This is a genomic window from Amycolatopsis sp. NPDC104587 (genome assembly GCF_055583645.1).
Genome location: NZ_JBVJNO010000007.1, coordinates 124,714 through 150,283 on the forward strand (window position 1 = coordinate 124,714; position 25,570 = coordinate 150,283).

Here is a 25,570-nt window from a genome sequence, read left to right on the forward strand (position 1 = left end):
GTAGGGCGAGAGGAGGCCGGGGTGACCGAACCACCGGCCCCGCTCGCGAGACTCACGGACGGCGCCCGGGCGGCGCTGGGTGCGTTGCTGCAGACCGAGTTGACGGCGGCGTGGACCCGGGCGCGGCTCGCGGGCTGCCCCGCGGCGGTGCTGGCGGAGGTGTTCGAGGCGCGTCGCCGCGCGGTGGCGGAAGACGGCCCCGGCGAGCCGTCACTTTCGCCGTGAAAGATGCGCCGACGGCTCAGCGGTCGAGCACCAGCAGGACCGTGGCCATGATCTGCTCGAGCCGCGCCGGGTCCGCCAGTGCCGCGCTCACCCAGTCGTCCCGCGCCGACCCTCGCTGCGCCACCACGTCCGGCCGGTCGCCGAACAGCAGGCGGACCACCGAGGTGACCGCGAGCGCCGGGTCGTCGCCGCGGTCGAGGCGGGTCTCGATCGCCTGCAGCGCCTGCTCCGCCAGTCCGGCCAGCCGGGCGTCTTCGACCTCGTGCGGGTGGACCAGCTCCAGGGCAGGCAGGTCCACCGGGCTGTCCGCCGGGGCCGGGGCGACCGGGGCCTGCTTGTGCCCGAGCGGGCGCTCGACGTGCGCCGCGTACCACTTCGGGCGCGTCCGCATCGCGGCCAGCACCCGCCGGACCTCACGGTCGAGCGTGTCACGCGTGTCCCGGCCGGCCGGCGACGCGCCGGTGAGCTCCGCGCGCCGGGCCGCCCAGCCGTCCAGCGGCCACAGCTCCGCGCCCGCCGTAGCCGGCACGCCCACCCACGTCAGGATCTGGACGGCCAGTTCGCACAGCCAGCGGTCCCCGCCGAGGGCTTCGCCCAGCCAGCCCGGGAGCCGAGGTCGTTGCAGCGCCCCGATTTCGCCGCGCCGCCGCCGGTGGGCGTCGACCGCGGCCGGGCTCAGGCGGGTGGCGAGCCAGCCCTCGAGGTTCTCGATCGGGTCGACCGCGCGCCGCAGCGCGTGCTCCACCACCGCTTCGACGTCGTCGTGGAAGCGGTCGAGGCAGTCCGGCCGCAGCCAGCGGAGCCCGCGGGCGCAGTCCGGGTGCCGGCGCTGCCGCTCCAGCGGCTTGGTGATCCGCGTGAAGACCAGTGGCCAGGCCAGGGTGTAGACGGCGCCGCGCAGCCGCGCCAGGTCGCCGGGCGGGGCGGCCGAAGCGGAGCCCGCGAGCCGGCCGTCGCGGGCCAGCCGGCGCAGCCCCGCGACGTCGGCCGGCCCGATCGCCGGGTGGGTACTGTCGAGCAACGGTCCTCCCCGATGTCGTCGACCGGAAAATGGTCGGTCAGCGGGAGAACCGGAAAAGGCCCGCGGCAGGCCGAATGCACGCCGGACTGGCCACCCACTGGCCACTCGCGAATCACCTGATCAGCGCAGCCGGCACCGCCGATCGCGCCGCGGTCCGCGTGCCACAATCGGGTTCCCATGGCACACGAGGACGGTCTGCTCCGGGAGCTCACCAGGCTGCGCCGGGGCTGGGGGCTGGAAGCCGAACGGCTGCGCACGAGGCTCGGGCCGCTCGTCTCCGGCTGGTGTGAGGTCCACCGGACGGCGAACGACCGCGAGGCGCGACGCGTCGTGCGGGAGGCGATCGCGGCCGCGATCGCCGAGTTCCCGGCCGACGACCGGCTCGCGGTCAACGTCGCGCTCGGCGTCGCCCCCGGCTCCCAGCACGCCCTGCTCAGCGCCCGGGTCGGCGTCCTGGCCGACCGGCTGCGGGTCTCCGAACGCACGGCCCGGCGCCGGATCGACCGCGCGTTCGCCCGGCTCGCCGCCGAGATCGAGGCCGGCGCCCACCCCGGCGAGGGTGCGCCCGACCCGGACCGGGGCTGGTTCGTCAAGCAGCTCAAGGCCCTCGTGCGGCTGGACACCGACGAGCCGGAGCTGATCGAGGAACGCCTGATCGTCGCGACCCGCGACGGCCTGAGCCGGATCTCCGCGCAGTTCACCGTGCCCCGTATCGAAGACGGCCGGGACGGCGAGCGCCGGGTCGACGCCGACGCCCAGCACGGCGTCCGGATCAGCGAGGCGAACCGGGAGGGCCGGCGCCACTTCCGCCTGCTGCTCGACCTGCCGCGGCCGCTGTCCCGCGGGGACAGCCACACGTATTCGCTGGTGTACCGGATCCGGGACGGCCGTCCGATCCGGCCGTCCTACACGTTTGTGCCGCTGGTGACGTGCGAGTCGTTCACCGTGCGCGTCCGCTTCGACCCGCATCGGCCGCCGCGCGCGGTCTGGCGGTTGGACCGGGTGCCGCCTTCGGTGCTCACCGACCCGCCCGAGCCGGGCGAGACACTGCTCCTCGACGGCGCCCACGAGGTGGCGCAGGACTTCGCCGCACCCCAGCTCGGGTACGCGTACGGGCTGCGGTGGCTGAACGAAGATATTCCTTGACTTGAATATTCGGATCGATGAATACTTCGGGGCATGGACCGGATCGCGGCAGCCTTGGGGGACGCAGCTCGGTGGCGCATCGTCGAGCTCCTCGCCGAACGTCCCCGGTCGGTGGGGGAGCTGGCCGAGCTGACCGGGCTGCGGCAGCCGCAGACCACCAAGCACCTTCAGACCCTGGCTCGCACCGGGCTCGTCGCCGTCTTCCCGCTCGGGCAGCGCCGGGTCTACGCGCTTGAAGCGCAACCGCTCACGGCGCTCGCGGGCCGGCTGCGGGAACTGGCCGAAACCACCGAAGCGCACGAGGGTGAGCGGGACGTCGTCGCGCGGTACCGCGCCGCGATCGAGCGCGAGACCGCGGATCGTGACGGGTGGGCGGACGGGCGCACGTTCGCGTTCGAGCGTCTGCTGGCCGCGCCTCGCGACGTCGTCTGGCGGCACTGGACCGACGCGGACCTGCTGGCGTCCTGGTGGGCGCCGCCGTCCATGACGGTCACCGCGTGCGCGCTCGAACCGCGAGCGGGCGGGCGGGCCGTGCTCGACTACCGGGACGCCGACGGCGTCTACCGCTCCGAAGGCCGGGTCGGCCTCGCCGAAGCGCCGGGGCGGCTCGTGTTCACCCTCGCGGTGACCGGCGAAGCGTCGTTCACCGGCCAGTACGACCTCGAGCTCACCGCGGCGCCGGAGGGCACGCGGTTGCGGCTCGGCCTGCGCATCACCGCGACGACCGCCGAAGCCGTCGCCGCCATCGCCGGTATCAAGACCGGCTGGGGTCAGGTGCTCGACCGCCTCATCGACGTGCTCACCCCGGGAAAGGACTGATCACCGTGACCGACCGCAGAGTGACCGCGAACCTGAGCATCACCCTCGACGGCCGCTACGCCGGCCCCGGCGGACCGGGCGACCTGGGCGCGATCCTCCCGTACGCGACCACGGAGGTCGCGCGAGGCCAGCTCACCCGCATTTGGGAAGGCGCGACGACGGCGGTGCTCGGCCGGCGCAACGCCGAGGGTTTCCTGGGTTTCTGGCCCACGGTCGCCGCGGACGAGACCGCCGACCCGCGCGACCGCGGGTACGCGAAGTGGCTGGTGCAAACGGAGAAGGTCGTCTTCTCGACCACGCTGACCGAGGCGCCGTGGGAGCGCACGCGCCTGGTGGACGCCCCGGCCGCGGACGTCGTCACCGAGCTCAAGGCGTCGGGATCGGGCGACATCCTCGTGAACAGCAGCGTGAGCGTGATCAAGGCGCTGCTGGCGGCGGACCTGCTCGACCGGCTGTACCTGATGGTCTGCCCGGAGATCACCGGCGGCGGGCCACGGCTGTTCGAAGACGGCCTGCCCGCGTCCCGGTGGCGCCTGGCCCACCACGAGACCGGCGCGTTGGGGGAAACGGCCGCGGTGTACGACCGGGTCCGGTGAGGACGAGGGGAGCTCGGCTCGAGCTGGAACGGGTGGGGCGGGCGGGGCTCGAACCCGCGGCCAAGGGATTATGAGTCCCCTGCTCTAACCAACTGAGCTACCGCCCCCTGGCCCCGGCGCGCAGGTGGCACGGGGATTTGCAAACGCAAAGAAGACTCAGTTCGCTTCAAGTTATCACAGCGGCCATCCGGGGAGATCCGGTAGGCCAAACAGGTTGAAACGGCTGCCGATCGGGGGAGGCTCGTCTAGGTTGCAAGGGCGTCACCGCTGACCGGAACGGCGGGAGGACTGACCTTTGGCCAGTGCACACCGGGCCGTGCTGCCCGACCACCGGGTGATCCGGCTCGCGCTGCTCGACGCGCTCACCGCGGGGGCGGGCCTGGGGTACCTTGCGCACCAGTACCGGGAGGCGCTCGTGGCGAACTCCGCGGTGATCGGCTTGGCGCTGCTCTTCGTGGTCGCGGCCGGGTACGTGGTCCGCGCCGCCGCGCGAGCGCTGTCTCGGGCGAACTCGCGCGCCGACGCCATCTTCGCCGACGAACTGCGGGACAAGCCGTCGCCCCGGCCGCGCGGAAAGCGTTGGTAGGCAATACGAAGACGGCGGATTCCGCGGCTCATGGCGCGGGGGTGGTGGGCGTCGTGGCTGGTGTGGTCGGCGTCGTCGTAATCGTTGGTGTCGTGGTGGGCGGTGCCGCCGTCGCGCCGTAAGCCGCGTAGGTGAACCAGATCTGGCCGAAGGTCTTCGGCGTGGTCTGGGTGAACATCGCCCGCACCTGGAACGTGCTCGCGGTGTAGGAGCCCTGCACCGTGTTGAGCACGAACGCGTTGAACGGGCTCGGCGTGTTCGCCGAGACGACCACCGCCTCCGGCACCTTGCCGAGGCCGTGCGTGACGGTGCAGAAGCCGCCACCGTCGGTCGTGCAGGTGGCCTGCGCCGCTTGGACGATCGGCGCGGGCGCCGGCCCCACGGCGGCCGACGCGCCGGCGACAACCACCGCGCCCGCCGTCACCACCAGAGCGCCGGCCAAGGCCGCGATCACTGTTCGTGTCATGACGATCCCTCCCTAGGCCCCCGGAGTCGCCTTGCCGACGCGCGCTGTTACGCCGTCCACAGTGGACAGCGAGCGTCAGGCGGGCACGAGCTCCTCCACCGCGGCATCGGCGTACCGCCGGGCCAGCGTCGCGCAGACGATCAGCTGGATCTGGTGGAACAGCATCAACGGCAGCACGATCAGGCCCACCTGCGCGTGCCCGAACAGCACCGTCGCCATCGGGAGCCCGCTGGCCAGGCTCTTCTTCGACCCGCAGAACACGATCGTGATCCGGTCGGCGCGGGCGAAACCCAGCAGGCGGGCGCCCCAGCCGGTCGCGGCGAGCACCGCCGCCAAGAGCACGCCGCAGACCAGCACGAGCACCAGCAGGTGGCCGACGTCGAGGCGGTGCCAGATGCCCTCCGTCATGCCCGCGCTGAACGCCGTGTAGACGACCAGGAGGATCGAGCCGCGGTCGAACAGCTTGAGCGGGCCCGAGTTGCGGGTGATCCAGCCGCCGATCCAGCGGCGCGCCAGCTGCCCGGCCACGAACGGCGCCAGCAGCTGCAGCACGATCCCGAGCACCGCCGAGGCGTCGACCCCGGCGCCGTCGCCGGACAGCAGCAGCGCCACCAGCAGCGGCGTCAGCACGACCCCGGCCAGGTTGGACAGCGACGCGCTGCAGATGGCGGCCGCGACGTTGCCGCGCGCGATCGAGGTGAACGCGATCGACGACTGCACGGTCGAGGGCAGCACCGTCAGGAACAGGACCCCGGCGGCCAGCGCGGGCGGCAGCACCGAGGACGGCAGCAGGAACAGCGCCAGGCCGAGCAGCGGGAACAGCACGAAGGTCGCGGCCAGCACCACCGCGTGCAGCCGCCAGTGCCGCAGCCCCTCCACGGCTTCCCGCGTCGACAACCGGGCGCCGTACAGGAAGAACAGCAGCCCGACGGCGATCGTGGTGGCGGTGCCGAAGCCGTCGGCGACCACGCCCGATGCGGGCAGGAGGGTCGCGACGCCGACGGTGGCGAGGATGGCGACGATGAACGGGTCGAGACGTAACCGGGGCATGGATCTCCTCTCACGGCTATTCTCGGCACTGCCGTGCTCATTGTGAACCCCGATGACCGGACTGACTGTTATCGACGATCGCGATAGAGTGGCCGGGTGCTCGACCCCCGGTTGTGCCGTTCGTTCCTCGCCGTCGCCGAGACGCGCAGCTTCACCGCGGCCGCGCGGCGGCTGGGGGTCGGGCAGCCGACCGTCAGCCAGCACGTCCGCCGGCTCGAACGCGACTCGGGCGGGCTGCTCTTCGCCCGCGACACCCACACCGTCGAGCTCACCGCGCGCGGGCAGGCGATGCTGGGGTTCGCGCAGACGGTCGTCGACACCGAAGAGCGCGCGGAGCGGCACTTCCGCGGGGCCGAGCTGCGCGGCCGGGTGCGGTTCGGCGTCTCGGAAGACTTCGCGCTCGGCGAGCTGCCGGAGATCCTGCACCGGCTGCGCCGCAGTCACCCGCTGGTCGACGTCGAGCTGACCGTCGAGCTTTCGGACGTCCTCGCGCAGCGGCTGCGGGCCGGGCAGCTGGACCTGGTGCTGGGCAAGCGCCGTCCGGGTGCGCACCACGGCCGGCTGCTGTGGCGGGAGCCGCTGGTCTGGATCGGGTCGGCGGCGACCGTGCTCGAGCCCGGCCAGCCGGTGCCGCTGGTGCAGTACCCGATGCCGTCGATCACGCGGCAGCTCGCGGTCGAATGCCTGGAGCGCGCCGGGCTGGAATGGCGGGCCGCCTGTCAGACGTCGAGCCTCACCGGCCTTCGGGCCGCGGCGGCCGCCGGGCTGGGGGTCACGCTGCACGCGCGCAGCCTCGTCCCGGCCGACCTCGTCGAGCTCGACGGCCTGCCCGAGCCCGGCGAGATCGAGTTCATGCTGCTGTCCCGCGAATCCCGGGAGGGACCGGCGGCCGCGCTGGAGGAGTTCGTGCTGGACAGCGTCCGCCGCTAGGCCACGACGCGGAACCGCTCGCGGTACTCGCCCGGCGTGGTGTTCACCGTCCGGCGGAAAGCCCGGGTCAGGGTGGAAACCGTGCCGAAACCGCAGGTGGCGGCGACGCGCGACAGCGAGTCGTCGGTGGTTTCCAGCCGCTGCCGGGCCGCCTCGACCCGCGCGTGCTCGACGTAGGCGGCGGGCGTCATGCCCAGCTCGGCCTTGAACACGCGAGTGAGCTGCCGGTCGGTCAGGTGCGCCCGCTCGGCCAGGTCGGTCACGGTCAGCGCGTCGGCGAGGTGGGCGGCGATGTGCTGGCGCAGGTCGTCGACGCGCCGGGTCGCGGACGCCGGTTCGACGCCGACGCTGAACTGGCTCTGCCCGCCCGGCCGCCGGAGGAACATGACGAGCTGGCGGGCGACGCGGGCCGCCGGCCCGGCGCCGAAGTCGTCCGCGACCAGGGCCAGGGCGAGGTCCAGGCACGCGCTCAGCCCGGCCCCGGTCCACACCGGCCCGTCGCGGATGAAGATCGGGTCGGCGTCGACCGTGACGCCGGGGTGCTCCGCGGCGAGCTGGCGGGCGGTGGACCAGTGCGTGGTGGCGCGCTTGCCGTCGAGCAGCCCGGCCGCCGCCAGCAGGTGCGCCCCGACGCACACCGACGCCACCCGGCGGGACTGGCCGGCCAGCCGGCGCACGGTTTCGACCACGGCCGGGTCGCACCGGGCGACGATCTCCCGGTTCTCCCCGACGGTGACCGCGCCCGGCACGACCAGGCTGTCGATCGGCGTGCCGGCCAGCTCGCCGAAGGTGACGTCCGGCAGGACGCGCACCCCGGCGGAGGTGGTCACCGGGTCCGGCGTCTCGGCGGCGAGGAGCACGCGGTAGCCCGACGGCCGGTCGAGCTCCCGGTGCAGCAGCGAGAAGACCTCGGCCGGGCCGGTCACGTCGAGGAGGTCGACCCGGTCGAAGAGGACGACCACGACCAGCCGCTCGGGGTGCTCCATCGGGGTCCGTTCCGTCGATGTCGGTTTCTGCGTCAAGCATGTCATTGCCGACACGTACCGCCGAGCTTAGCGTCGAAAGCGCCCGGAGAAACCGGGCAGTGCCAACGAAAGGACACCGAACATGGCGAGGACGACGTTGCGCGAGCTCTCCGGGCTCGACGGGACCCCGGCCGCACTGGCCGGCTCGACGCTGATCCTGGTCGACTACCAGAACACCTACACGCGCGGTGTGCTGGAGCTCGACGGCTGGCGGCCCGCGCTGGCCGCGGCCCAGGAGCTGCTCGCCGCGGCCAGAGCCGCCGGGACGACCGTGGTCCACGTCGTCAACGACGGCGGAGAAGGCACGCCGTACGACGTGCGGGCCGAGATCGGCGCCATCCACCCGGACGTCGCCCCGGTCGACGGCGAGGCCGTCGTGGTCAAGAAGGCGCCGAACGGCTTCGTGGACACCGAGCTCGGCGAGCGGGTCGACGCCGCCGGACACGAGGACGTGGTCATCGCCGGCTTCATGACGAACATGTGCGTCACGTTCACCGCCGAGGGCGCGTTCCTGCGCGGCAACCGCCCGACCGTCGTCGCGGCCGCCTGCGCGACCCGGCCGCTGGCGACCCCGGTCGCGGCGGTGACGGCCACGGAGCTGCACCACAGCGCGCTGGCGACCATCGGCGACCTGTACGGCGTGGTCGTTCCGGGCGTCGCGGACCTGCGGTGAGTCAGTCCTCTTCGCCGGTCAGGAGTCTTCGCAGCCGGGCCAGCGCGCGGTGCTGGGCGACCCGCACGGCGCCGGGTGTCGAGCCGACCGCCCCGGCCGTCTCCTCCGCCGACAGCCCGACGACCACCCGCAGCACGACGATCTCCCGCTGCTTCGGCGGCAGCACGTCCAGCAGCCGGGCGAGCCGCTCGTTCAGCTCGAACCGCAGCGCCTGCTGCTCCGGGCCGGCGCTTTCGCTGACGCCGTCGGGGACCTCGGGCACCGGGTCGGTGCGGTTGCGGGCCGCGGCGCGGTGCGCGTCGGCGACCTTGTGCTGGGCGATGCCGTAGACGAAGGCGAGGAACGGGCGGCCCTGGTCGCGGTAGGACGGCAGCGCGGTGAGCACGGCGAGGCACACCTCCTGGGCGACGTCGTCCGCCGAGGCGAAGGACCGCTCGTTCCGGCCGACGCGGGCCCGGCAGTAGCGCACGACCAGCGGCCGGATGGTGGCGAGCAGCCGGGCGGTCGCGGCGTCGTCCCCGGCGATCGCGTCGGCCACCGGCTCGTCGTGGCGGCGCCAGTGGCTGGGGAACGCCTCGGGCGGCGGCGCCGCGGCGATCTCCCGGACGAGGGCCCGGCCGCGCACCCGCAGCAAGGTGCCTTCGACGTCGAGGCCGACGCGCAGCGAGTCGTGCAGCGCGGTGTTGGACTCCCGCAGCAGCTCGGTGATCGCCCGATCCCCGTACTCGGTTGCCGGCATGGTGCTCACCTTTCCCTGTCCCGCTTCTCGTCGGGTGCCGCGGCCCGCTGGCGCCGGAGGCGTTCGCGCACGTGGCGGAGGTTGGAGCGGACGGTCGCGGGCGCGATGCGCAGCGCCTCGGCGATCTGGGTCGGCGTGAACCCGTCGAGCGACCAGGTCAGCACCGTCCGCTGCTGACCGGGGAGGGAGGCGAGCAGGTCGATGAGGCCGGCGTGCTGCTCGACCAGCGCGCCCAGCTTCTCGTCCTCCCGCGGGTCGCCGGCGAGCGTCCAGTCCGCGCGCAGGTCACCCGCCGCGTCGAGCAGCCGCCCGGCGACCCGGCGCACCCAGGCGCGCGGGTCCTCGAGGGTCGGCCACGCCTCCAGCGCGTGCAGCATCGCCTCGGCGGCGACGTCACGCGCGGTCTCGACCTCGAACCCGGCTTTGCACAGGAACGCCACCAGCGGCGGGAAGTCGGCGCGGAAGAACGCGTCGAACTCGTCGTGACTGCACACGGACCCCTCACCGCCCCTCGCCTCCACAGAAACAGGAGCGGTGAGGTGACCGCTACGTGTAACGATCCGGTCAAGACTGCCCGAGAGGAGTAATGCACTGCTCCGGCTCGGTGACGCGATGTGACGAATGGGCGCGGTGGATCTTGGGTACCCCAGCGGACACGAGGCCGCGAACGGTGAGTTCCGGTCACCGCCGCGGCCCGGACGGAGGGGCCGCGGCGCGGGCCCGCCGGGTGGAGAGATCTCCGCCGGGGCCTGGTGCGGGTTCGGTCCGCGCCCGGACCGGAAAGCCTTGCCGGGTGCGGGAAGCCGGGCCCGCCGTCCGCACGGGCGGACACGATCGGCGGAGACGGGCCGGTGGCGCTCGGCCGGGTGCCACCGGCGCGCGATCTCGCCGATCGAGTGACGTGATCAACATCGAGATCCGGGGAAGAAAGGCGTACTCTCATGTGTTGCAGTCTTGGTTGCCCGGAGGGTGAGCCGGGGACCGAAGCCAAAACCCCCTTGACCCAGGCGGATTCGCTCGCGCGCCCGCCGCGGTCAAGTCGGTTGACGCGCCCTGACAATGGGAAACAGTAAGAGCTGAAGGAGGTGAACGAAGGAAATGGAAGCCACGATGACGGGCTGGGCGGAACTCGCGGCCTGCAAGGACGAGGACCCGGAACTGTTCTTCCCGATCTCCGAGGTCGGCCCCGGTGGTCGCCAGACGGCGCAGGCGAAGGCCGTGTGCGCGCGCTGCCCGGTGCGCGCCGAGTGCCTCGGCTACGCGCTCGACAACGGCCTCGACCACGGCGTCTTCGGCGGCACCACCGCGGAGGACCGCCGCCGGCTGGTGCGCAGCGCGCCGCAACGGCATCGAGCTGCTTGACCGCCGCCCGGTGACCTCTTCCCGGCGGCCTGGAGCAAAAAACACGAATCCGGAGAAAATCGATTCCGGGACGTCGTGTGCCCGGGTGGGTGATTCCGAGTGAGTCACCCACCCGGGCTTTTTCACGCCGTTCGCACTCGCGTATTGACCGCGCCCATTCCGCGTTCGTGCCCGCGCTCCCCGGCGATCGTGCTCAGTCCACCCAGGTTTCCGGCAGCCCCCACGCCGCGGCCCGGACCGACTCGAACGCGGCCATCGCGGTGATCAGCCCGTCCTCGACCGTCAGCAGGCTGACCCCGAACCACCGGAAGTCGTCCTCGCCGGGCCGCCGCAGGTAGGTCGCCACCGCCGGCTGGCGGTTGGCGTGGGTCGGGCGCATCCGGAACCGCCCGACGCAGTGCGGTGACGCCGGGTCCAAGGACAGTGACAACGCGCGGATGATCGAGTCGCGGTTGCCGAACCACAGCGTGTACGGCGGCATGATCGCCTCGGCGTCCTCGTGCAGCAGCCGGGCCACCGCGCCGGGGTCACCCTGTTCGTAGGCGGCGATGAACCTCTTGAGCAGTGCGCTTTCCGCGGCCGTCGGGGTGCCCGCGGTCCAGTCGGCACGGCGCGCGGGCAGCCGTTCACGCAGGGTCGCGCGAGCCCGCTGGAGCGCGCTGTTCGCGGACGCGACGCTCGTCTCCAGCAGCCCCGCCGTCTCCTTCGCCGACCAGCCCAGCACGTCCCGCAGGACCAGCGCCGCCCGCTGCCGCGGCGGCAGGTGCTGCAGCGCCGCGAGGTAGGCCAGCTCGACGGTCTCCCGCTCGACGACGACGGCGTCCGGCCCCGGCTCGTCCAGGAGCCGGTCGGGGTAGGGCTCGAGCCACGGCAGGTCGGCGGCGGCGATCGGCCCGGCCGGCTCCCCGGGCGGCCCCAGCTGGTCGGGCAGCACCCGCCGCGGCCGCTTGGCGAGCACGTCGAGGCAGGCGTTCGTCGCGATCCGGTACAGCCAGGTGCGCACGCTCGCCCGGCCCTCGAAGCCGTCACGGGCCTTCCACGCCCGCAGGAACGTCTCCTGCGCCAGGTCCTCGGCGTCGCCCAGCGAGCCGAGCATCCGGTAGCAGTGCACCTGGATCTCCCGCCGGTGCCGCTCGACGACGGTCTCGAAGTCCGCTGCGTGACCCACCCCGGCACGCTAGCGCAGTCCCGGCTGGAAGACTGCTCCCGTGAGCGGAACGGTGCTGGTGCTCGGCGGACGCAGTGAGATCGGGCTGGCCGTGGCGGTGCGCCTGGCCGGCGACGCGCGGCGGGTCGTGCTGGCCGCGCGGCCGGGCACGGACCTGGCCGGGCCGGTAGCCACCCTGCGCGAAGCCGGCGCGGCCGAGGTCGAGACCACCGAGTTCGACGCCGACGACCTCACCGCGCACGGTCCGTTCCTCGAGCGGGTCGCCGCCGAGCACGGGCCGCTCGACGTCGTGGTGCTCGCCTTCGGGATCCTCGGCGACCAGGAGCGGGCCGAAAAGGACGCCGCGCACGCCGCCGCGATCGTGCACACGGACTACGTCGCCCAGGTCGGGATCCTGACGCACGCCGCGAACCTGCTGCGCGCCCAGGGGCACGGCAGCCTCGTCGTGTTCTCCTCCGTCGCCGGGGTGCGCGTGCGCCGCGCCAACTACGTCTACGGCTCGGCGAAGGCCGGTTTGGACGGCTTCGCGAGCGGCCTCGCCGACGCGCTCCATGGTTCAGGTGTCCATTTGCTCCTCGTCCGTCCCGGGTTCGTGATCGGCCGGATGACCGAGGGCATGAACCCGGCGCCGTTCTCGAGCACCCCGGATCAGGTCGCCGACGCGACGGTCGCCGCGCTGCGCCGCGGCCGCAGGGTCGTCTGGGTGCCCGGTGTACTCCGTCCGGTCTTCTTCGGGATGCGCCTGCTGCCGCGCGCGCTCTGGCGCCGGATGCCGCGCTAGGGTGCGGTTGTGGCCACGGCCACAGCACGGATCCGTGTGCGTGCCGGTACTTTCCGTCGCGAAAGCGGCCGATCGGCTCGATCTCGCTCGGCCGATCGGGCAGCGTCACAAGTTTTCGACAACTTTCTCAGGGTATTCCCAGCTAACGCGGTGATCCTCGAACGAGGGGCCGGAGGTTCACCAGAGGGAAGCAAGGGGAAGTGTCGTGCTGCTGTCGTCGCGGGGGCGCCGCATCGGGGTGCGGGTCGCGCTCGGCGTCGTGTCGACGCTGGTGCTCGCCGCCACCGGCTACGCGTGGACGCAGCTGAGCAAGCTGGACAACGGCATCGTCACCGCCGACGTCATCCCGCCCGCCGCGCAGATCGACGGCAGCGAGACGGTTCCGGGGGAGCCGCTCAAGGTCGCCCAGAACATCCTGCTCGTCGGCATCGACGCGCGGACCGACGCGTACGGCAACCCGTTGCCGCAGAACGTGCTCGACGCGTTGCACGCCGGAGGCGGGGACGACGGCGGCGACACCACCGACACGATGATCGTGGTGCACATCCCGGCCGGCGGCGCCGCGGCCACCGCAGTCTCGATCCCGCGTGACTCCTATGTGGACATCGCGGGCGGCTACGGCAAGCACAAGATCAACTCGGCGTACAGCCGCGCCAAGAACGCCGCGATGTCCGGGTTGCGCGCGCAAGGGCTGAGCGGCCCGCAGCTGGAGGTCGCGGCGAACGCGGCCGGCGCGAAGACCACCATCCAGACCATCGAGAAGTTCACCGGCCTGACGATCAACCACTACGCGGCCATCAACCTCGCGGGGTTCGACGCGCTTTCCCAAGCCGTCGGCGGGGTCGAGGTCTGCCTCAAGGAACCGGTGCACGACACCTACTCCGGCGCGGACTTCGCGGCCGGCCAGCAGACGCTGTCCGGGGCGCAGGCGCTCGCCTTCGTCCGGCAGCGCCACGGGCTGCTCAACGGCGACCTCGACCGGATCGCGCGGCAGCAGGCATTCCTGTCCGGGATGGCCAAGAAGGTGCTGAACGCGGGCACGTTCACCGACGTGTCGAAGCTGAACTCGCTGGTCAGCGCGGTGCAGGGTGCGGTGGTCCTGGACAAGGGCTGGGACGTGCTGAGCTTCGCGCAGCAGCTGCGCGGGATGACTTCGGGCGCGATCGGGTTCGTCACGATCCCGGTGCAGAGCCTGTCGCTGCAGACGCCGTCCGACGGCGACGCGGTGAAGGTCGACCCAGCGCAGGTCCAGCAGTTCGTGCGCACGGCGATCAGCACCCCGGCGGTGCAGGCTTCGGGCGACGACACCCCCGGCGGCGTCAAGCCGGTCGCGGCGACCACCACGAAGACACCGTCCGCGGGCACTTCGAACACTTCGGACACCCCGGGCGGCAAGCAGCCGGCGACCTCGACGGCCGCCGGCTGCGTGAACTGACTTCTTACACGAAGGCGCTCTGCCCGGTGATCGCCTTGCCGACGATCAGGGTGTTCATCTCGCGCGTGCCCTCGAAGGAGTAGATCGCTTCGGCGTCGGCGAAGAACCGCGCGACGTCGTACCCGAGCACGATCCCGTTGCCCCCGAAGATCTCCCGGCTCCAGGCGACGACCTCGCGCATCCGCGAGGTGACGAACGCCTTGGCCAGCGACGAGTGCTCGTCCTTGAAGATCCCGGCGTCCTGCAGGCGGGCCAGCTGCACGAGCATGCCCCACGACGCGGTGATGTTGCCGAGGCTCTTCACGAGCAGGTCCTGCACCAGCTGGAACCGCGCGATCGGGCGGCCGAACTGCTTGCGCTCGCCGGCGTAGGCCAGCGCGGCTTCGTAGGCGCCGATCATCACGCCGAGCGCCTGCCACGCGACCCCGCCGCGGGTGGCGCGCAGGATCTCCGCGACGTCGCGGAAGGAGTTGATGCCCTGCAGGCGGTTCGCCTCCGGCACCCGGACGTCGGTCAGGGTGATCTCGGCGTTCTCGACGATGCGGAACGCGGTCTTGCCCTGGATCTTCTCCGGCACGAAGCCCGGCATGTCCTTCTCGACGACAAAACCCTTGACGTGGTTGTCATCGACGTCGCGTGCCCACACCACGACGTAGTCGGCGAAGGTCGCGTTGCCGATCCACTTCTTGGCGCCGTTGAGGATCCAGGCGTCGCCGTCCTTCTTGGCCGTGGTGCGCATTCCACCGGCCACATCGGACCCGCCGAGCGGCTCGGTCATCGCGAACGCGCCGATCTTGTCCATCGCCGCCATCTCGGGGAGCCAGCGGTCGCGCTGCTCCTGGCTGCCGCCACTGTAGATGGAGTACATCGCGAGTCCGTTGTGGACACCGAAGAACGTCGCGACGGACGCGTCCGTGCGGCTCATCTCCATCGCCATCATGCCGGTGAGGAGGTGGCTGACCGCGGGCTTGTGCTCGCCGTAACCCTCGTAGGGCAGGCCGGCGAGGCCGCTCTCGCGGAACATCCCGATCAGTTCCTTCGGGAAGGTCCCGGCTTCCCAGTTCTCGTTCACCAGCGGCTTGACCTCGTGGGTCATGAACTCGCGCGCCTGGACGAGCAGCTTGCGCTCGTCGTCCGGCAGCAGCGCTTCGAAGTCGTAGAAGTCGGCGGTGAGCTTGTCCTTGAGCGGTTCCATGTCAGTTCTCCTCCATTGCGTTCAGTACTGCGAGCTGCTTGCGGTCGCGCGTCTCGGCGAGTTCCGAGTACGTGGAGGAGCCGTAAGCCTGTTCGACGGCTTCGATCAGCCGTTCCTGCTCTTCTTCGGTTTGCGATGGGTTGCCCAGGCTCGCCCACATCTTCTTCATGGACTTGCCGATGTGCTCGGCCATGTGCCGGTAGCCGCCGGGGCCGCCACCGAGGTGCGAGCCGAGGAACGGCCCGACCGTCGCCCAGCGGATGCCGAGCGAGCTGGTGATCACCTTGTCGAGGTCTTCCGGCGTGACGACCCCCTGCTCGACGAGGTAGATCGCCTCGCGGCTCAGCGCGTTCTGCAGGCGGTTGCCGACGAACCCGGGGATCTCCTTGCGCTCCACGACCGGCGTCCGGCCGAGTGCGGTGTAGAAGTCGACGGCCTTTTCGACGCTGTGCTTGCTGGTGCGCTCGCCGGGGACGACCTCGACCAGCGGGATCAGGTGCGGCGGGTTGAACGGGTGTCCGATGAGGACCCGGCTCGCGTCCGCCAGCTCGGCGGTGAACGCCGTGGACGGGATGGCGCTCGACGAGCTCAGCAGCAACGCGTGCCGCGGCGCTTCCTTCTCCAGCTTCGCGAACAGGTCCTTTTTGAACTCGACGTTCTCGGGTCCGTTCTCCTGCACGACATCCGCGTCTCGCACGGCTTCGGTGACGTCGGCGGCGAGGTGGACCCGGCTCGCCAGGTCCGCGGCCGTGGCGCCGAGGTGCGGGGCGAACTTCGCCAGCGCGTCGGCGACGGCGTCGGCGAGGTCGGGGCGGGGGTCGGTGACCCGGACGGTCAGGCCGTGGTGGGCGAACAGCGCCGTCCAGGACAGGCCGATGGTGCCCGCGCCGATGACTGCCGCGTTCTTCATGACCGGACTCCCTTCAGGTAGTCGAAGACCGGCTTGACCGGGGCGAGGGTCAGGTCGGTGAGGATGTGGCTGGCGGAGACGACCTCCAGCACCGGCAGGTCGGCCAGCGGGGCCAGGACGTGCTGGAACAGCTGCAGCCGCGCGGGGCCGGTGTAGGCCTCCTTGACCACCACGTCGGTGATCTCGGTGCGGACCAGCTCCTGCACCCGCGGGGCGCCGTCGTAACCCGGGATGGTCTTGAGCATGAACGTCGGGACGGTGATCTGCCGCTCGGCCTCGCGGGCGTCCAGCTCGTGGTGCTTGTAGCCCATGGTCGCGGTCGCCACCCGGAGCGTCCCGTAGTCGAGCGTGCCCACCAGGACACCGTTGTCGACATACAGACTCGGGCTGCCGATGGTCTTCGGGTAGGCGCTGACCTCGCGCCCGGACGCCGTCGCCGGGAAGTTGTCGAGGTACATCGCGTGCAGGTACTCGCCGCGTTCGCCGTCGAAGCTGACCTCGATCGCCTGGCCGGACTCGGTGTACGGGCCGTAGCCGGAGACGTCGCCCATCTTCATGACCTCGAAGCGCACCAACGGTTCTTCGACCTGGAGCGGCTCCGGGACGACGGCGCGCAGGGCGTCGGCGTCGGTGCGGTAGACGATGTTCAGGTACTCGCGGTTGGTGAACCTCGGGACCACGGGCGCGAACGCCGGTGCCGTCAGGGGAGTGGTCACGTGCTGTCGGACTTCTTCGATCTTCATTCGCCTGTCCACTTCGGAGCGCGGCGCTCGGCGAAGGCGGTCATGCCCTCGCGGACGTCGTGGGACTGCATCAGTTTCTTGACTTCTTCGCGCTGGGTGGTCGCGGGATCCGCGGCCCGCACGATCTTCTTGACGGCGGCGAGCGCCAGGGGCGCGTTCTCCGCCAGCTTCTCGGCCAGCTGCAGCGCGACGGCGGCGGCGTCCCCGTTCGGCGTCACGCGGTTGACCAGGCCCAGCTCACCCGCGCGGCGGCCGGTGACCGGCTCGCCGGTGAGCAGGAACTCCATGGCCAGGTGGTGCGGGATCCGCTTCGGCAGCCGGATCACACCGCCACCCGCGGCTATCAGGCCGCGCTTCACTTCGGGAAGGCCGAACTTCGCGTCTTCACCGGCGACGATCAGGTCGCAGCCCAGCGCCAGCTCGAACCCGCCGCCCATCGCGAACCCTTCGACCGCGGCGATCAGCGGCTTGGCCAGCTCGGCCTCGGTGAGGCCGCCGAACCCGCGTCCCGGGATCTCCGGGGACTCGCCCTTCAGCGCGGCTTTAAGGTCCATGCCGGCGCTGAAGGTGTTTTCGGCGCCGGTCAGGACGCCCGCCCGGAGCGCCGGGTCGGCTTCCAGCTCGTCCAGCGCGGCGGCCAGCTGCGTCGCGACGGCGGCGTTGACCGCGTTGCGGGCCTGCGGCCGGTCGATCGTGATCAGCAGGGTGCTGCCAACCCGCTCAGTGCGCACTTCACTCATGACTTCACACTTTCCAAGGCGGAGCTTTCACGTGAAAGCGATCCGGAGTTACGACCTCCACGTCACTTTCACGTGAAAGTGCGGTGGTTCAGACCAGTTCGGCGAGGACTTCGGCGGTGTCCTGGCCGGTCAGGGGGGCCAGGCGGCGGATCGAGCCGGGCGTCGCGGAGAACTTCACCGGGATGCCGACCGTGCGGATCGTGCCCTCGCTCGGGTGCTCGACGGTGTCGAGCAGGTGGCCGTCGCGGACGTAGGCGTCCTCGTGCGCCCGGTCCAGCTCCAGCACCGGCGCCATCGGGATGCTGTGCTTCGCGCAGACCTCGGCCCACTCGGCGGTGGTCAGCGCCGGGGCGCACGCCGCGATCTCGCCGGTCAGCCACTCGTTGTCGGCGCGGTCGATGGCGTCGCCGTTCACCCGCGGGTCGTCGGCGAGGTCCGGGCGGCCGGCCGCGGCGAAGAAGTCGCGGAAGTTCTTCGGGTTGTAGGGGATGACGCAGGCGAGGCCGTCCTTGGTGCGGACCGCGGCGTGGCCCTTCGTCATCGAGAGCGCAAAGCCGGTGGGGCCCTCGGCCGGTTCGTAGGTGTGCCCGGCGAGGTGCTCGACCAGGTTGAACGCGAGCAGCGTGTCGGTCATCGGGATCTCGATCTGCTGGCCCTGGCCGGTCTTGTCGCGGTGCACCAGCGCGGCGAGCACGCTGTAGGTGATGGTCAGCGACGACACCTTGTCGCCGATGATCGTCGGCAGGTAGACCGGCTCGCCGAGCGCGCGGTTGGCGACGTCGACCAGGCCGGAGGAGGCCTGCACGGTCTCGTCGTAGGCGGCGTTGCCGGCCTGCGGGGAGTCGCCGCGGAAGCCCTGCGCGTGGGCGTAGACCAGGCGCGGGTTGCGCTCGGCGACGTCGGCGTAGTTCAGGCCGAGCCGGCTCAGCGCGCCGGGGCGCATGTTGGTGATCAGCACGTCGGCCGTGTCGATCAGCTTGAGCGCCTGCTCGCGCTCGGTCTCGTCCTTGAGGTTGAGGGCGACGCTGCGCTTGTTGCGGTTGACGTTGAGGTTCAGCGGGGTCATGCCCGGCGTGGTGCGGTACTGGCCGACCCGCACGGTGTCCGCGGGCGACTCGATCTTGATCACGTCGGCGCCGAGGTCGCCCAGGATCTGGGCCGCGTACGGGCCCATGACCACGGTCGAGAGGTCGATCACACGCACGCCGTCCAGCGGGCCGGTGGTGATGTCCGTCATCATTCGTCCTTTCGCGCCTTGCTTCGTTGCTCTACTTACGAACGTAGGCGTGGGCGGGGCGAAAGGGAATGATCATGATACGCACAATGGTATGACCGCGGTGGTCATACCATTTGTCTAGGTGGTGATGAGGTCTTTGAAGATGTCTTTCGCGGCTTCGACGAGCTCGTGGAGGTCGCGGTCCCGACGCCACAGCAGGCCGGTGTCCAGCTGGGGCCGGAAGTCGCTGAACGGCAACACGATCACGTTGTCCAGGCGGTAGCCGTGCATCGGGCTCCGGTCGTCCAGCATGGAAATGGAAAAGGCCTCGCCGCTGGAAATGATTTCGGACGTCCCGCCGTAACCGGTGTTCGTCAGGCGAATGCGTTTCTTGACGCCCAGTTCGCTCAACTGGTGGTCGAGCTGGTCGAAATAGGCGGGGGTGATTTCCCCAGGTGAGGCCACGTACGGGAATTCGGTGAGCTCGGCCAGGCTGACCGAGTCGCGCCCGGCGAAGAGATCCGCGGGGACGACCGCGCCGAGCCGTTCCGACATCACCGGCAGCTGCTCCAGCGCCGGATCGGTGACCGGCAGCCGGGCAAGGGTGAGCGCGAGCTTGCCGTCGTGGACGCCCTGGACGAGGTCGGCGGTGGTGCCGGGCCAGCGCTTGAGCTCGTACCGGGCTTTGACCCGCTCGGCGAGGGCGTTGACCCGCTCCCGCAGATCGGGGTGCACCCCGGCGGGCATGCCGAGGAAAACGGTGCTGCGCTGCGGTTTCGTCGCCTCGGCGAGTTTCCAGGGAATGGCGCCGACCTGCTCGAGGACGTCCCGCGCCAGCGGCAGCAGAGCGGCCCCGGCGGCGGTGAGCGTGACGTGGTGGGTGCTGCGGTCGAAGAGCTGCTGCCCGAGTTCGTGCTCGAGGTCCTTGATCCGCTGGCTGAGCGGAGAGGCGGCCATGTGCAGCTTCCGGGCCGCGGCGGAAAAGTTCAGCTCCTCGGCGACCGCGACGAAGTAACGCAGGTGCAGCATCTCCATGCCCCGACCCTACGGCCCCCACCGTGTCGTCCACCCAGGTACGCGTGTCGTCCCTTCAACCCCACGTGATGCCCCTCCAATCACGCGAGATGCCCGCCCAATCACGTGAGTTACGCGCCCAATCACGCGAGTTCCGCCCCTGATCACGCGAGTCCCGTGTACCGGAACGGACGACACGTGTGCCTGGATGGACGACACGCGTGATCAGGGGGTCGACACGCCGCGGCGGACCAGGGTGAGCAACCGGCCGGGCTCGCCGCCGGACAACGCGATGCCCGTGGCGAGCAGGAGCAGGTCCAGCTCGGTCACGTCGGACGCCACCGCACCGGCGGCCCGGGCGCGGCCGAGCAACGCGGCGGCGGTCGTGTTCATCGCCGCGTGCCAACCGGCGAACAGGCTCTCGTGCTCACCCGCCGGACCGGCCAGCGAAAGCGCAAGATCACGCTTGGTCCGCACATGCTCGACGAACAGCCCGAGCCATGCGAAGAGCGCTTCGCCGGGGTTGTCGGCTTCGAGGTCCGCACGGCTTCGCAGCTCCGCGACTTCGTCGGCGTACACGGCGACAACCAGCTCACGCCGGTTCGGGAAGTGCCGGTACAGGGTGGCGTTGCCGACGCCGGCGCGGCGGGCGATGCGGTCGAGCGGCGCGTCCGGCCCGTCCTCGGCGAAGACCTCCCGCGCCGCGGCGAGCACGAGCGCCTGGTTGTCCCGCGCGTCCGACCTGCGGGCTCGTGCCGTCATGCTGCTCCCTTGCCAAGTGGGGACGTCCCCGGTTAGCGTAGCCGGACCTGACCGGGGATGTCCCCACTTAAGGAGCAGCATGGACGCCGCCGAGGTCCACCGCAGGCTGATCGCGTTGACGCCGTTCACCGCGGAGAGCGTCGCCGAAGGCCTGCGCTACATCGACCCGCAGGTGATCGACCACCGCGGCGGCGCGGGCGGCGACCACCACGGCATCGACGCCTGGCGCGCGAAGTGGGAGGCCATGCTCGGCGGCGAGTTCTTCAGCGGCTTCCGCGACGTCGGTGTGCGGGTCGAGCAGAACGTCGCCGGCGGCGAGTTCTCGGTCAACCGCTACACGAGCACCGGCACGCAGCTCTCGACCGGCCGCAGCTACGCCGTGACCAGCATGGACATGATCCGCGTCCGCGACGGCCGGGTGGTCGAGCACTGGGCCGTGATGGACGTGACGGACCGCGCGGCCCAGCTCAGCCCGGAGGGAGAGACGCCGCCAGCGGGAAGGTGATCGTGAACGCCGCCCCGCCCTCCGGCGCCGGGCCCGCGGCCAGACTCCCACCCATCCGGGTGACCAGGCCGTGGACCAGGGCCAGCCCGATGCCCGACCCGACCGGACGGCGGTCGCGGTACCGCGCGTTCAGCACCCCGCGCTCGAACGCCACCGGGTAGTCCTCCGGCGCCAGGCCCGGGCCGCCGTCGCGAACCGACAGCAACGCCGAAGAACCGGACACCGCCAGCGAAAACACCATCGGCGCTCCGGCCGGCGTGACGCGCAGCGCGTTCTCCGCCAGCCCGTCGACCACCTGACGCAGCCGCCGCGCGTCCGCCGGCACCGGCACCGGGCCCGGAACCGCCGACACCGACAGCCGCACGTGCTCCCGCGCGCACCGCAGCTGCCAGACCTCGGCGCAGTCGCGCACCAGCGCACCCAGGTCCAGCGACGCGACGTCCAGCCGGAACTCGTCGGCCCCCAGCCGCGCCAGCTCCAGCAGGTCCGAGACCAGCCGCTCCAGCCGCGCGGCCTCCCGCTGGATCGTCTGCCCGGCCCGGACGGCGTCGTCACCCGACGCGACGCCGTCCGCGATCGCCTCCGCGAACCCCGTCACGGCGGTCAACGGCGTCCGCAGCTCGTGGGACACCGACAGCAGGAAGTCCCGCTGCCGCGCTTCACTCACCGCCAGCGCGTCGGCCAGCGAGTTCAGCGACCCGGCGACCTCGGCCACCTCGCGCGGCCCTTCCACCGGCACCCGGACGTCGCGCCGCCCGGCCCGCAGCGAGCCCGCGGCCAGCGCGGCCCGGCGCAGCGGACGCCCCAAAAGCCGGCCCGAGACGAAGCCCGCCAGCGCCGCGACCAGCAGCCCGATGCCCAGCGCCAGCGCGATGCTGCGCACCAGGGCGCGTTGCGTCGCTTCGGCGTTGCGCGCGGGCAGGACCAGCGCGAACGCCGCCCCGCGCGTGCCGACCACCCGCGTCTCGACGAGGTACTGCGAACCCGCGACCGTGACGCGCCCGGAGTGGTTCGCGCCGAGCCCGAGCTTTCCCGCGGCCTGCACGGCGGCGCCTTCGCCGGCAGCCTGCCCGCCCGCGCGGCGCACGACCACCGAAATCCCTTGCCCGCGCACGACGTCGGCCACCTTGCCGACGCCCAGCCGGTTCCCGATGCCGGTCTCGTCGAGCTGCGTCGCGACGACGTCGGCCTGCGCGGAAAGCGACGACTGCAGCACGTTGTCCGCCGTCGTCCGGATCAGCCGGGCCGCGACGAGCCCGGCCACGATCACCGCGACCCCGGCCACGGCGAGGCACACCAGCGTGATCCGCCCGGCCAGCGTCCCCCTCATGCCGGGTCCGCCGCGTAGCCGATGCCGCGCACCGTCCGAATCGGACTCGACGCGCCCAGTTTCGCCCGCAGCTGCGCGACGTGGACGTCGACCGTGCGTGTGCCCGCGGCCGCGGCGTACCCCCAGACGGCGCTCAGCAGCTGGTCACGCGAAAGCACCTGCCCGGGGTGCCGGAGCAGGTGCGTGAGGAGGTCGAACTCGGTGGACGTCAGCGAGATTTCGACGTCGCCCGCCCACGCGCGGCGGCTGGTGAGGTCGACCCGCGCGCCCCCGACGGTCAACGTCGAAGCAGCCGGAGTCGCCCCCGATGCGCGACGCAGCACTGTCCGTACGCGGGCCGCCAGCTCGCGCGGGCTGAACGGCTTGGTGAGGTAGTCGTCGGCGCCGATCTCCAGGCCCAGCAAGCGGTCCAGCTCGTCGTCGCGGGCGGTGACGAACAGCACCGGGGTCCAGTCGCCGGCCGCGCGCAGCGCCTTGCAGATCTCGATACCGTCCATTCCGGACAGTCCGATGTCGAGCACGACCGCCACCGGCTTGAGCCGCCGGACGGCGTCGAGCGCCCGCCCGCCGTCGGCCTCGACGTGCACGCCGAAGCCGTCGCGCTTGAGGTACAGCGCCGCCAGCTCGGCGATCGCGGCCTCGTCCTCGACCACGAGGACGAGGCCACGCCCCGGTGACCCCATGCCTGCTCCCGTCTCCGCCGTCACTTCCGGGGAGACGCTAGCCGGTCAGGGGGAGCCATCGCTGTTCATGTCGGACTCGACGCCGTTGAGTGTCGACTCGATGCCGCTCAGTTCCGACGACGCCGGGGACGACCCGGAGTCCGGCGGGCCCATCAGGTTGTCGCGGCAGGCCGAGCAGCCGAGCGCGACGATCGCGGCGGCCCCGACCGCTGCCGCGATCCTCGCCGCCCTCACTTGCTCGGCGCCGGCGCCGCCGGCTTGCAGTGCGCCGACGCGAAGGCGTCGAGCTTCTGCTTCGCCGTGTTCAGCTCGCCGACCTTGCCCTGGCGCTTGGCGGCGCGGTCGTCGAGCTTCTTGGCGCGGTCCTCGTGGCCCGCGGTGCGCTGGTCCTGCGCCCGGGCCTTGAGGTTGGCGACCGAGCCGGTGATCTCGGCGCCGCCGTTGATCCGCTTCTGCAGGTTCTCGGCCCTCTTCTGCAGCTTCGGCACCCAGTCGCCGCAGACCTGCTGCGACTCCTCCGGGCTGAGCGTGATCGGCGCGACCGGCGCCGGCGACGTGGTCTGGGCGGAGGCCAGCGGCGCCGCCACCAGCAGGCAGGCCGCGCTCGCGCCGCCCGCCAGCGCCAGCCGCGTCCAGGTGGTTCCTCGCATCGTGTCTCCTCGTGTGTCCGGGTTACGAGGAGAACTTTGGCGGGGCGGTGTTCGGAGGGCGTCCGCCTAGTGTTCGGGGTTTGTAAGGCCGAGGGTGAGCGACGTCCGCGCGAGGTCGAACGTCAGCGTGTCGCCCAGCGGCGGCAGCGCCGGGTCGAACAGCTGCCCGTCGGTGCCGCCGAGCAGCAGGCCGAGCCGGTGCCCGGCCGGGACGACGTGGTCGAGCGCGGTCAGCGTGAACGTCATCGGGTACGCCCGGCCCGGGACGAGCGGTTCGCCGTGCCGCAGCGACGCGTGGTGCCCGAGGTCAGCCCAGCCCGCGGCGACGATCTGGTGGTCGGCCGCGACGAGGTCCGTGGTGGTGTCCAGGAAGCACGCGCTGTCGCCCGGGAAACTGACGCCCCAGCACGACTTCGTGGTCAGGTTCTTGATCCCGCTGCCGTAGTTCGCGGTGTTCCGGACGGTGGCCGGACCGTAGTCGACGAGCGCGACCCCGAGCCGCGCGGCGGTCTTGTCCGACGACGCGGTGATCGTCACCGACGGAGATCCCGCGAGCCGCACCGCCGAGGTCAGGGGAGCGCCGGTGAACACCGCGGCCGACACGCCGTCCGCCCACTGTTCCCGGCCGATCGCCGGGTCGTCGACCACGGTCGCCGTGCCGGAGCCGCGGCGGCCCAGCGTCCCGTCGCTCGAGGGCCGGAACGTCGCCGACGCGGTCGCGGGCGGCCAGCTCTGGACGTCCGTCCACCGGTCAGGCGCGGTTTCGAGGTGCACGGCGGGTTCGTGCTCGACGCCGTTGCGGACGCCGAGCAGCCAGCGGTCGAACCAGCGGTGCAAGGTCTCGGCCCACTGCGCGCGCTGCAAGTCGAACGGGTCGACGTGCCCGGCCTGGCTCAGCCACGCCTTGCGCGGGACGCCGGCGCGGCCGAGCGCGTCCCACCAGTCCGCGAACTGGTTCGGCGCGACCGCGCCGTCGCCGAAACCCTGTGCCAGGAAGACGCTCGCGCGCACCTGGGCGGCCTTCGGGACGTAGTTCACGCTCTGCCAGTAGGCGTTGTAGTCGCCGTTCGTGCCCGCGCGCGCCTTGATGTCCGCCTCGAACGGCTGGCACAGCTCGGCCGCGCGGTCGTTGTAGGTGAACGCCGAACCGGTGTTCTCCGGCGTGGCCAGGGGCGCGCCGTTCGCGACGAGCTGGGCGTAGTTGTTCGCAACACCCTCGATCGGCACCACGGTCTTGAGCCCCGCGATGCCGGATGCGGCCATGCCGATCGCGGTGGCGCCGTCCTGGGACTTGCCGATCGCGCCGACGGCGCCGGTGGCCCAGTCCGCCTTCACCGGGCGGCCGCCCTCGGGCGCGTCGAAGGCCTTCGCCCGGCCGTTGAGCCAGTTCACGACGGCGTTGCCGTTCTCGACGTCGTCGAAGCAGCCAGACGAGCGGTTCGTGCCACCGACGTCGGCGAGCACCACCGCGTACCCGCGTGGCACGAAGTAGTTGTCGAGGAACAGCGGGAACTGCTGCGGTGTGCCGTCCGGCGCGTAGGTCTTCTTCTGCGACTCGTTGCCGCGGCCGCAGCACGCGTAGTACGGGCTGACGTCGAGGATCACCGGGACGCGCCCGCGCGCGCCGGGCCGGATGACGTCGGCGGCGACGCGGTCGAGCCGCCCGTCGTGGTCGTGGTCGGTGCCGGTTTCGACCCACGCCGTCTCGCGGACGGGCCCGCTTCCGGCGGCGGACGCGACCGGGGTCAGCCCGGTCGTGAGGAGAAGTGCGGCCAAGAACCCCAGTGTCAGACGCATGCC

The 25,570-nt window shown here is 71.9% G+C and carries 30 protein-coding genes and 1 tRNA gene; 11 read left to right on the forward strand and 20 right to left on the reverse strand.

What is annotated here, in order from left to right; genetic code table 11:
* Window positions 1–21: 21 nt before the first annotated feature.
* A complete protein-coding gene (locus ACZ61C_RS22480) occupies window positions 22–225 on the forward strand; it encodes a hypothetical protein (RefSeq protein ID WP_465309699.1) in 204 nt (67 codons plus the stop codon).
* Between the two features lie 16 nt (window positions 226–241).
* Here ACZ61C_RS22480 and ACZ61C_RS22485 read toward each other — a convergent pair whose 3' ends face one another.
* Window positions 242–1,246 (reverse strand): hypothetical protein, encoded by a 1,005-nt coding sequence (locus ACZ61C_RS22485; protein WP_465309701.1) that lies wholly within the window; start codon window positions 1,244–1,246, stop codon window positions 242–244.
* A gap of 177 nt (window positions 1,247–1,423) precedes the next feature.
* Here ACZ61C_RS22485 and ACZ61C_RS22490 point away from each other — a divergent pair, with 177 nt between their 5' ends.
* From ACZ61C_RS22490 to ACZ61C_RS22500, 3 genes are read left to right on the forward strand one after another with little or no spacing between them, the layout of a single operon-like run.
* Entirely contained in the window at window positions 1,424–2,392 is a 969-nt protein-coding gene (locus ACZ61C_RS22490; RefSeq protein ID WP_465309703.1) for a hypothetical protein, read from the forward strand.
* A gap of 33 nt (window positions 2,393–2,425) precedes the next feature.
* Window positions 2,426–3,211: a metalloregulator ArsR/SmtB family transcription factor gene (locus tag ACZ61C_RS22495; protein WP_465309705.1), complete on the forward strand. Its 786-nt coding sequence runs from the start codon at window positions 2,426–2,428 to the stop codon at window positions 3,209–3,211.
* Between the two features lie 5 nt (window positions 3,212–3,216).
* Window positions 3,217–3,807 (forward strand): dihydrofolate reductase family protein, encoded by a 591-nt coding sequence (locus ACZ61C_RS22500; RefSeq protein ID WP_465309707.1) that lies wholly within the window; start codon window positions 3,217–3,219, stop codon window positions 3,805–3,807.
* A gap of 33 nt (window positions 3,808–3,840) precedes the next feature.
* On the opposite strand, the gene ACZ61C_RS22505 is transcribed toward ACZ61C_RS22500, so the two are convergent.
* Window positions 3,841–3,914, reverse strand: a tRNA-Ile gene (locus ACZ61C_RS22505).
* A gap of 188 nt (window positions 3,915–4,102) precedes the next feature.
* On the opposite strand from ACZ61C_RS22505, the gene ACZ61C_RS22510 reads away from it, so the two are divergent.
* Window positions 4,103–4,393 carry a hypothetical protein gene (locus tag ACZ61C_RS22510; protein WP_465309709.1) on the forward strand — a complete coding sequence of 97 codons (291 nt, stop codon included), beginning with the start codon at window positions 4,103–4,105 and terminating at the stop codon, window positions 4,391–4,393.
* A gap of 28 nt (window positions 4,394–4,421) precedes the next feature.
* Here the strand turns inward: ACZ61C_RS22510 and ACZ61C_RS22515 are convergent, their stop codons facing one another.
* Both ACZ61C_RS22515 and ACZ61C_RS22520 read right to left on the reverse strand, forming a co-directional pair.
* Window positions 4,422–4,859 carry a hypothetical protein gene (locus ACZ61C_RS22515; RefSeq protein WP_465309711.1) on the reverse strand — a complete coding sequence of 146 codons (438 nt, stop codon included), beginning with the start codon at window positions 4,857–4,859 and terminating at the stop codon, window positions 4,422–4,424.
* A 75-nt stretch (window positions 4,860–4,934) separates the two neighbouring features.
* Window positions 4,935–5,909, reverse strand: a complete 975-nt coding sequence (locus ACZ61C_RS22520; RefSeq protein ID WP_465309713.1) for a bile acid:sodium symporter family protein — start codon at window positions 5,907–5,909, stop codon at window positions 4,935–4,937.
* Window positions 5,910–6,005: 96 nt separating this feature from the next.
* Here ACZ61C_RS22520 and ACZ61C_RS22525 point away from each other — a divergent pair, with 96 nt between their 5' ends.
* The gene (locus tag ACZ61C_RS22525; RefSeq protein ID WP_465309715.1) at window positions 6,006–6,839 is read left to right on the forward strand and encodes a LysR family transcriptional regulator; all 834 of its coding nucleotides are present in this window, start codon (window positions 6,006–6,008) and stop codon (window positions 6,837–6,839) included.
* On the opposite strand, the gene ACZ61C_RS22530 is transcribed toward ACZ61C_RS22525, so the two are convergent.
* Window positions 6,836–7,825, reverse strand: a complete 990-nt coding sequence (locus ACZ61C_RS22530; protein WP_465309717.1) for a GlxA family transcriptional regulator — start codon at window positions 7,823–7,825, stop codon at window positions 6,836–6,838. The genes ACZ61C_RS22525 and ACZ61C_RS22530 overlap by 4 nt on opposite strands.
* Window positions 7,826–7,946: 121 nt before the next feature.
* On the opposite strand from ACZ61C_RS22530, the gene ACZ61C_RS22535 reads away from it, so the two are divergent.
* Window positions 7,947–8,537, forward strand: a complete 591-nt coding sequence (locus tag ACZ61C_RS22535) for an isochorismatase family protein (protein ID WP_465309719.1) — start codon at window positions 7,947–7,949, stop codon at window positions 8,535–8,537.
* Between the two features lies 1 nt (window position 8,538).
* Here the strand turns inward: ACZ61C_RS22535 and ACZ61C_RS22540 are convergent, their stop codons facing one another.
* Complete coding sequence (locus ACZ61C_RS22540; protein ID WP_465309721.1) at window positions 8,539–9,276, reverse strand: sigma-70 family RNA polymerase sigma factor; 738 nt, start codon at window positions 9,274–9,276, stop codon at window positions 8,539–8,541.
* Window positions 9,277–9,281: 5 nt separating this feature from the next.
* Window positions 9,282–9,770, reverse strand: a complete 489-nt coding sequence (locus ACZ61C_RS22545; RefSeq protein ID WP_465309723.1) for an RNA polymerase sigma factor — start codon at window positions 9,768–9,770, stop codon at window positions 9,282–9,284.
* A 604-nt stretch (window positions 9,771–10,374) separates the two neighbouring features.
* On the opposite strand from ACZ61C_RS22545, the gene ACZ61C_RS22550 reads away from it, so the two are divergent.
* A complete protein-coding gene (locus ACZ61C_RS22550) occupies window positions 10,375–10,638 on the forward strand; it encodes a WhiB family transcriptional regulator (protein WP_465309725.1) in 264 nt (87 codons plus the stop codon).
* A 193-nt stretch (window positions 10,639–10,831) separates the two neighbouring features.
* Here the strand turns inward: ACZ61C_RS22550 and ACZ61C_RS22555 are convergent, their stop codons facing one another.
* The gene (locus ACZ61C_RS22555) at window positions 10,832–11,806 is read right to left on the reverse strand and encodes an RNA polymerase subunit sigma-70 (protein WP_465309727.1); all 975 of its coding nucleotides are present in this window, start codon (window positions 11,804–11,806) and stop codon (window positions 10,832–10,834) included.
* 40 nt (window positions 11,807–11,846) lie between these two features.
* Between ACZ61C_RS22555 and ACZ61C_RS22560 the strand changes: the two genes are divergently transcribed.
* Together ACZ61C_RS22560 and ACZ61C_RS22565 are read left to right on the forward strand one after the other, a co-directional pair.
* A complete protein-coding gene (locus ACZ61C_RS22560) occupies window positions 11,847–12,587 on the forward strand; it encodes an SDR family NAD(P)-dependent oxidoreductase (RefSeq protein WP_465309729.1) in 741 nt (246 codons plus the stop codon).
* A gap of 205 nt (window positions 12,588–12,792) precedes the next feature.
* Window positions 12,793–14,022, forward strand: a complete 1,230-nt coding sequence (locus ACZ61C_RS22565; protein ID WP_465309731.1) for an LCP family protein — start codon at window positions 12,793–12,795, stop codon at window positions 14,020–14,022.
* Window positions 14,023–14,026: 4 nt separating this feature from the next.
* Here the strand turns inward: ACZ61C_RS22565 and ACZ61C_RS22570 are convergent, their stop codons facing one another.
* The 7 genes from ACZ61C_RS22570 to ACZ61C_RS22600 form a co-directional block, all read right to left on the reverse strand.
* On the reverse strand, window positions 14,027–15,217 hold the full coding sequence (locus ACZ61C_RS22570; protein WP_465309733.1) for an acyl-CoA dehydrogenase family protein: 1,191 nt from the start codon (window positions 15,215–15,217) through the stop codon (window positions 14,027–14,029).
* Window position 15,218: 1 nt separating this feature from the next.
* Window positions 15,219–16,127, reverse strand: a complete 909-nt coding sequence (locus ACZ61C_RS22575; RefSeq protein ID WP_465309735.1) for a 3-hydroxyacyl-CoA dehydrogenase NAD-binding domain-containing protein — start codon at window positions 16,125–16,127, stop codon at window positions 15,219–15,221.
* Window positions 16,124–16,870 carry an acetoacetate decarboxylase gene (locus tag ACZ61C_RS22580; protein WP_465309737.1) on the reverse strand — a complete coding sequence of 249 codons (747 nt, stop codon included), beginning with the start codon at window positions 16,868–16,870 and terminating at the stop codon, window positions 16,124–16,126. The genes ACZ61C_RS22575 and ACZ61C_RS22580 overlap by 4 nt, the downstream gene beginning before the upstream one ends.
* Window positions 16,867–17,610, reverse strand: coding sequence for a crotonase/enoyl-CoA hydratase family protein (locus ACZ61C_RS22585; RefSeq protein ID WP_465309739.1), 744 nt, complete (start codon window positions 17,608–17,610; stop codon window positions 16,867–16,869). The genes ACZ61C_RS22580 and ACZ61C_RS22585 overlap by 4 nt, the downstream gene beginning before the upstream one ends.
* Window positions 17,611–17,698: 88 nt before the next feature.
* The gene (locus ACZ61C_RS22590; RefSeq protein WP_465309741.1) at window positions 17,699–18,847 is read right to left on the reverse strand and encodes a CaiB/BaiF CoA transferase family protein; all 1,149 of its coding nucleotides are present in this window, start codon (window positions 18,845–18,847) and stop codon (window positions 17,699–17,701) included.
* A gap of 117 nt (window positions 18,848–18,964) precedes the next feature.
* Window positions 18,965–19,861 carry a LysR family transcriptional regulator gene (locus tag ACZ61C_RS22595; protein ID WP_465309743.1) on the reverse strand — a complete coding sequence of 299 codons (897 nt, stop codon included), beginning with the start codon at window positions 19,859–19,861 and terminating at the stop codon, window positions 18,965–18,967.
* A gap of 204 nt (window positions 19,862–20,065) precedes the next feature.
* Complete coding sequence (locus tag ACZ61C_RS22600; protein ID WP_465309745.1) at window positions 20,066–20,602, reverse strand: TetR/AcrR family transcriptional regulator; 537 nt, start codon at window positions 20,600–20,602, stop codon at window positions 20,066–20,068.
* A 79-nt stretch (window positions 20,603–20,681) separates the two neighbouring features.
* Here ACZ61C_RS22600 and ACZ61C_RS22605 point away from each other — a divergent pair, with 79 nt between their 5' ends.
* Entirely contained in the window at window positions 20,682–21,107 is a 426-nt protein-coding gene (locus ACZ61C_RS22605; protein ID WP_465309747.1) for an ester cyclase, read from the forward strand.
* Here ACZ61C_RS22605 and ACZ61C_RS22610 read toward each other — a convergent pair.
* The 5 genes from ACZ61C_RS22610 to ACZ61C_RS22630 all read right to left on the reverse strand — a co-directional run bounded on the left by ACZ61C_RS22610 (window position 21,070) and on the right by ACZ61C_RS22630 (window position 25,567).
* On the reverse strand, window positions 21,070–22,437 hold the full coding sequence (locus tag ACZ61C_RS22610) for a sensor histidine kinase (RefSeq protein ID WP_465309749.1): 1,368 nt from the start codon (window positions 22,435–22,437) through the stop codon (window positions 21,070–21,072). The two genes, ACZ61C_RS22605 and ACZ61C_RS22610, sit on opposite strands and share 38 nt — an antisense overlap.
* Complete coding sequence (locus tag ACZ61C_RS22615) at window positions 22,434–23,120, reverse strand: response regulator (protein ID WP_465309751.1); 687 nt, start codon at window positions 23,118–23,120, stop codon at window positions 22,434–22,436. Before ACZ61C_RS22615 ends, ACZ61C_RS22610 begins: the two co-directional genes overlap by 4 nt.
* A gap of 45 nt (window positions 23,121–23,165) precedes the next feature.
* A complete protein-coding gene (locus ACZ61C_RS22620) occupies window positions 23,166–23,354 on the reverse strand; it encodes a hypothetical protein (protein WP_465309753.1) in 189 nt (62 codons plus the stop codon).
* The gene (locus ACZ61C_RS22625) at window positions 23,351–23,770 is read right to left on the reverse strand and encodes a hypothetical protein (protein ID WP_465309755.1); all 420 of its coding nucleotides are present in this window, start codon (window positions 23,768–23,770) and stop codon (window positions 23,351–23,353) included. The genes ACZ61C_RS22620 and ACZ61C_RS22625 overlap by 4 nt, the downstream gene beginning before the upstream one ends.
* Before the next feature lie 66 nt (window positions 23,771–23,836).
* Window positions 23,837–25,567 carry a CocE/NonD family hydrolase gene (locus ACZ61C_RS22630; RefSeq protein WP_465309757.1) on the reverse strand — a complete coding sequence of 577 codons (1,731 nt, stop codon included), beginning with the start codon at window positions 25,565–25,567 and terminating at the stop codon, window positions 23,837–23,839.
* Window positions 25,568–25,570 lie beyond the last annotated feature (3 nt).

Bases quoted from the DNA above. Each gene is read 5' to 3' on its own strand.
- ACZ61C_RS22530 (WP_465309717.1), bottom strand. From the start codon at position 7,825: ATGGAGCACCCCGAGCGGCTGGTCGTGGTCGTCCTCTTCGACCGGGTC.
- ACZ61C_RS22605 (WP_465309747.1), top strand. From the start codon at position 20,682: ATGGACGCCGCCGAGGTCCACCGCAGGCTGATCGCGTTGACGCCGTTC.
- ACZ61C_RS22610 (WP_465309749.1), bottom strand. From the start codon at position 22,437: ATGAGGGGGACGCTGGCCGGGCGGATCACGCTGGTGTGCCTCGCCGTG.
- ACZ61C_RS22520 (WP_465309713.1), bottom strand. From the start codon at position 5,909: ATGCCCCGGTTACGTCTCGACCCGTTCATCGTCGCCATCCTCGCCACC.
- ACZ61C_RS22550 (WP_465309725.1), top strand. From the start codon at position 10,375: ATGGAAGCCACGATGACGGGCTGGGCGGAACTCGCGGCCTGCAAGGAC.
- ACZ61C_RS22625 (WP_465309755.1), bottom strand. From the start codon at position 23,770: ATGCGAGGAACCACCTGGACGCGGCTGGCGCTGGCGGGCGGCGCGAGC.
- ACZ61C_RS22535 (WP_465309719.1), top strand. From the start codon at position 7,947: ATGGCGAGGACGACGTTGCGCGAGCTCTCCGGGCTCGACGGGACCCCG.
- ACZ61C_RS22575 (WP_465309735.1), bottom strand. From the start codon at position 16,127: ATGAAGAACGCGGCAGTCATCGGCGCGGGCACCATCGGCCTGTCCTGG.
- ACZ61C_RS22585 (WP_465309739.1), bottom strand. From the start codon at position 17,610: ATGAGTGAAGTGCGCACTGAGCGGGTTGGCAGCACCCTGCTGATCACG.
- ACZ61C_RS22495 (WP_465309705.1), top strand. From the start codon at position 2,426: ATGGACCGGATCGCGGCAGCCTTGGGGGACGCAGCTCGGTGGCGCATC.
- ACZ61C_RS22570 (WP_465309733.1), bottom strand. From the start codon at position 15,217: ATGGAACCGCTCAAGGACAAGCTCACCGCCGACTTCTACGACTTCGAA.
- ACZ61C_RS22615 (WP_465309751.1), bottom strand. From the start codon at position 23,120: ATGGGGTCACCGGGGCGTGGCCTCGTCCTCGTGGTCGAGGACGAGGCC.
- ACZ61C_RS22630 (WP_465309757.1), bottom strand. From the start codon at position 25,567: ATGCGTCTGACACTGGGGTTCTTGGCCGCACTTCTCCTCACGACCGGG.
- ACZ61C_RS22490 (WP_465309703.1), top strand. From the start codon at position 1,424: ATGGCACACGAGGACGGTCTGCTCCGGGAGCTCACCAGGCTGCGCCGG.
- ACZ61C_RS22600 (WP_465309745.1), bottom strand. From the start codon at position 20,602: ATGACGGCACGAGCCCGCAGGTCGGACGCGCGGGACAACCAGGCGCTC.
- ACZ61C_RS22540 (WP_465309721.1), bottom strand. From the start codon at position 9,276: ATGCCGGCAACCGAGTACGGGGATCGGGCGATCACCGAGCTGCTGCGG.
- ACZ61C_RS22515 (WP_465309711.1), bottom strand. From the start codon at position 4,859: ATGACACGAACAGTGATCGCGGCCTTGGCCGGCGCTCTGGTGGTGACG.
- ACZ61C_RS22580 (WP_465309737.1), bottom strand. From the start codon at position 16,870: ATGAAGATCGAAGAAGTCCGACAGCACGTGACCACTCCCCTGACGGCA.
- ACZ61C_RS22595 (WP_465309743.1), bottom strand. From the start codon at position 19,861: ATGGAGATGCTGCACCTGCGTTACTTCGTCGCGGTCGCCGAGGAGCTG.
- ACZ61C_RS22590 (WP_465309741.1), bottom strand. From the start codon at position 18,847: ATGACGGACATCACCACCGGCCCGCTGGACGGCGTGCGTGTGATCGAC.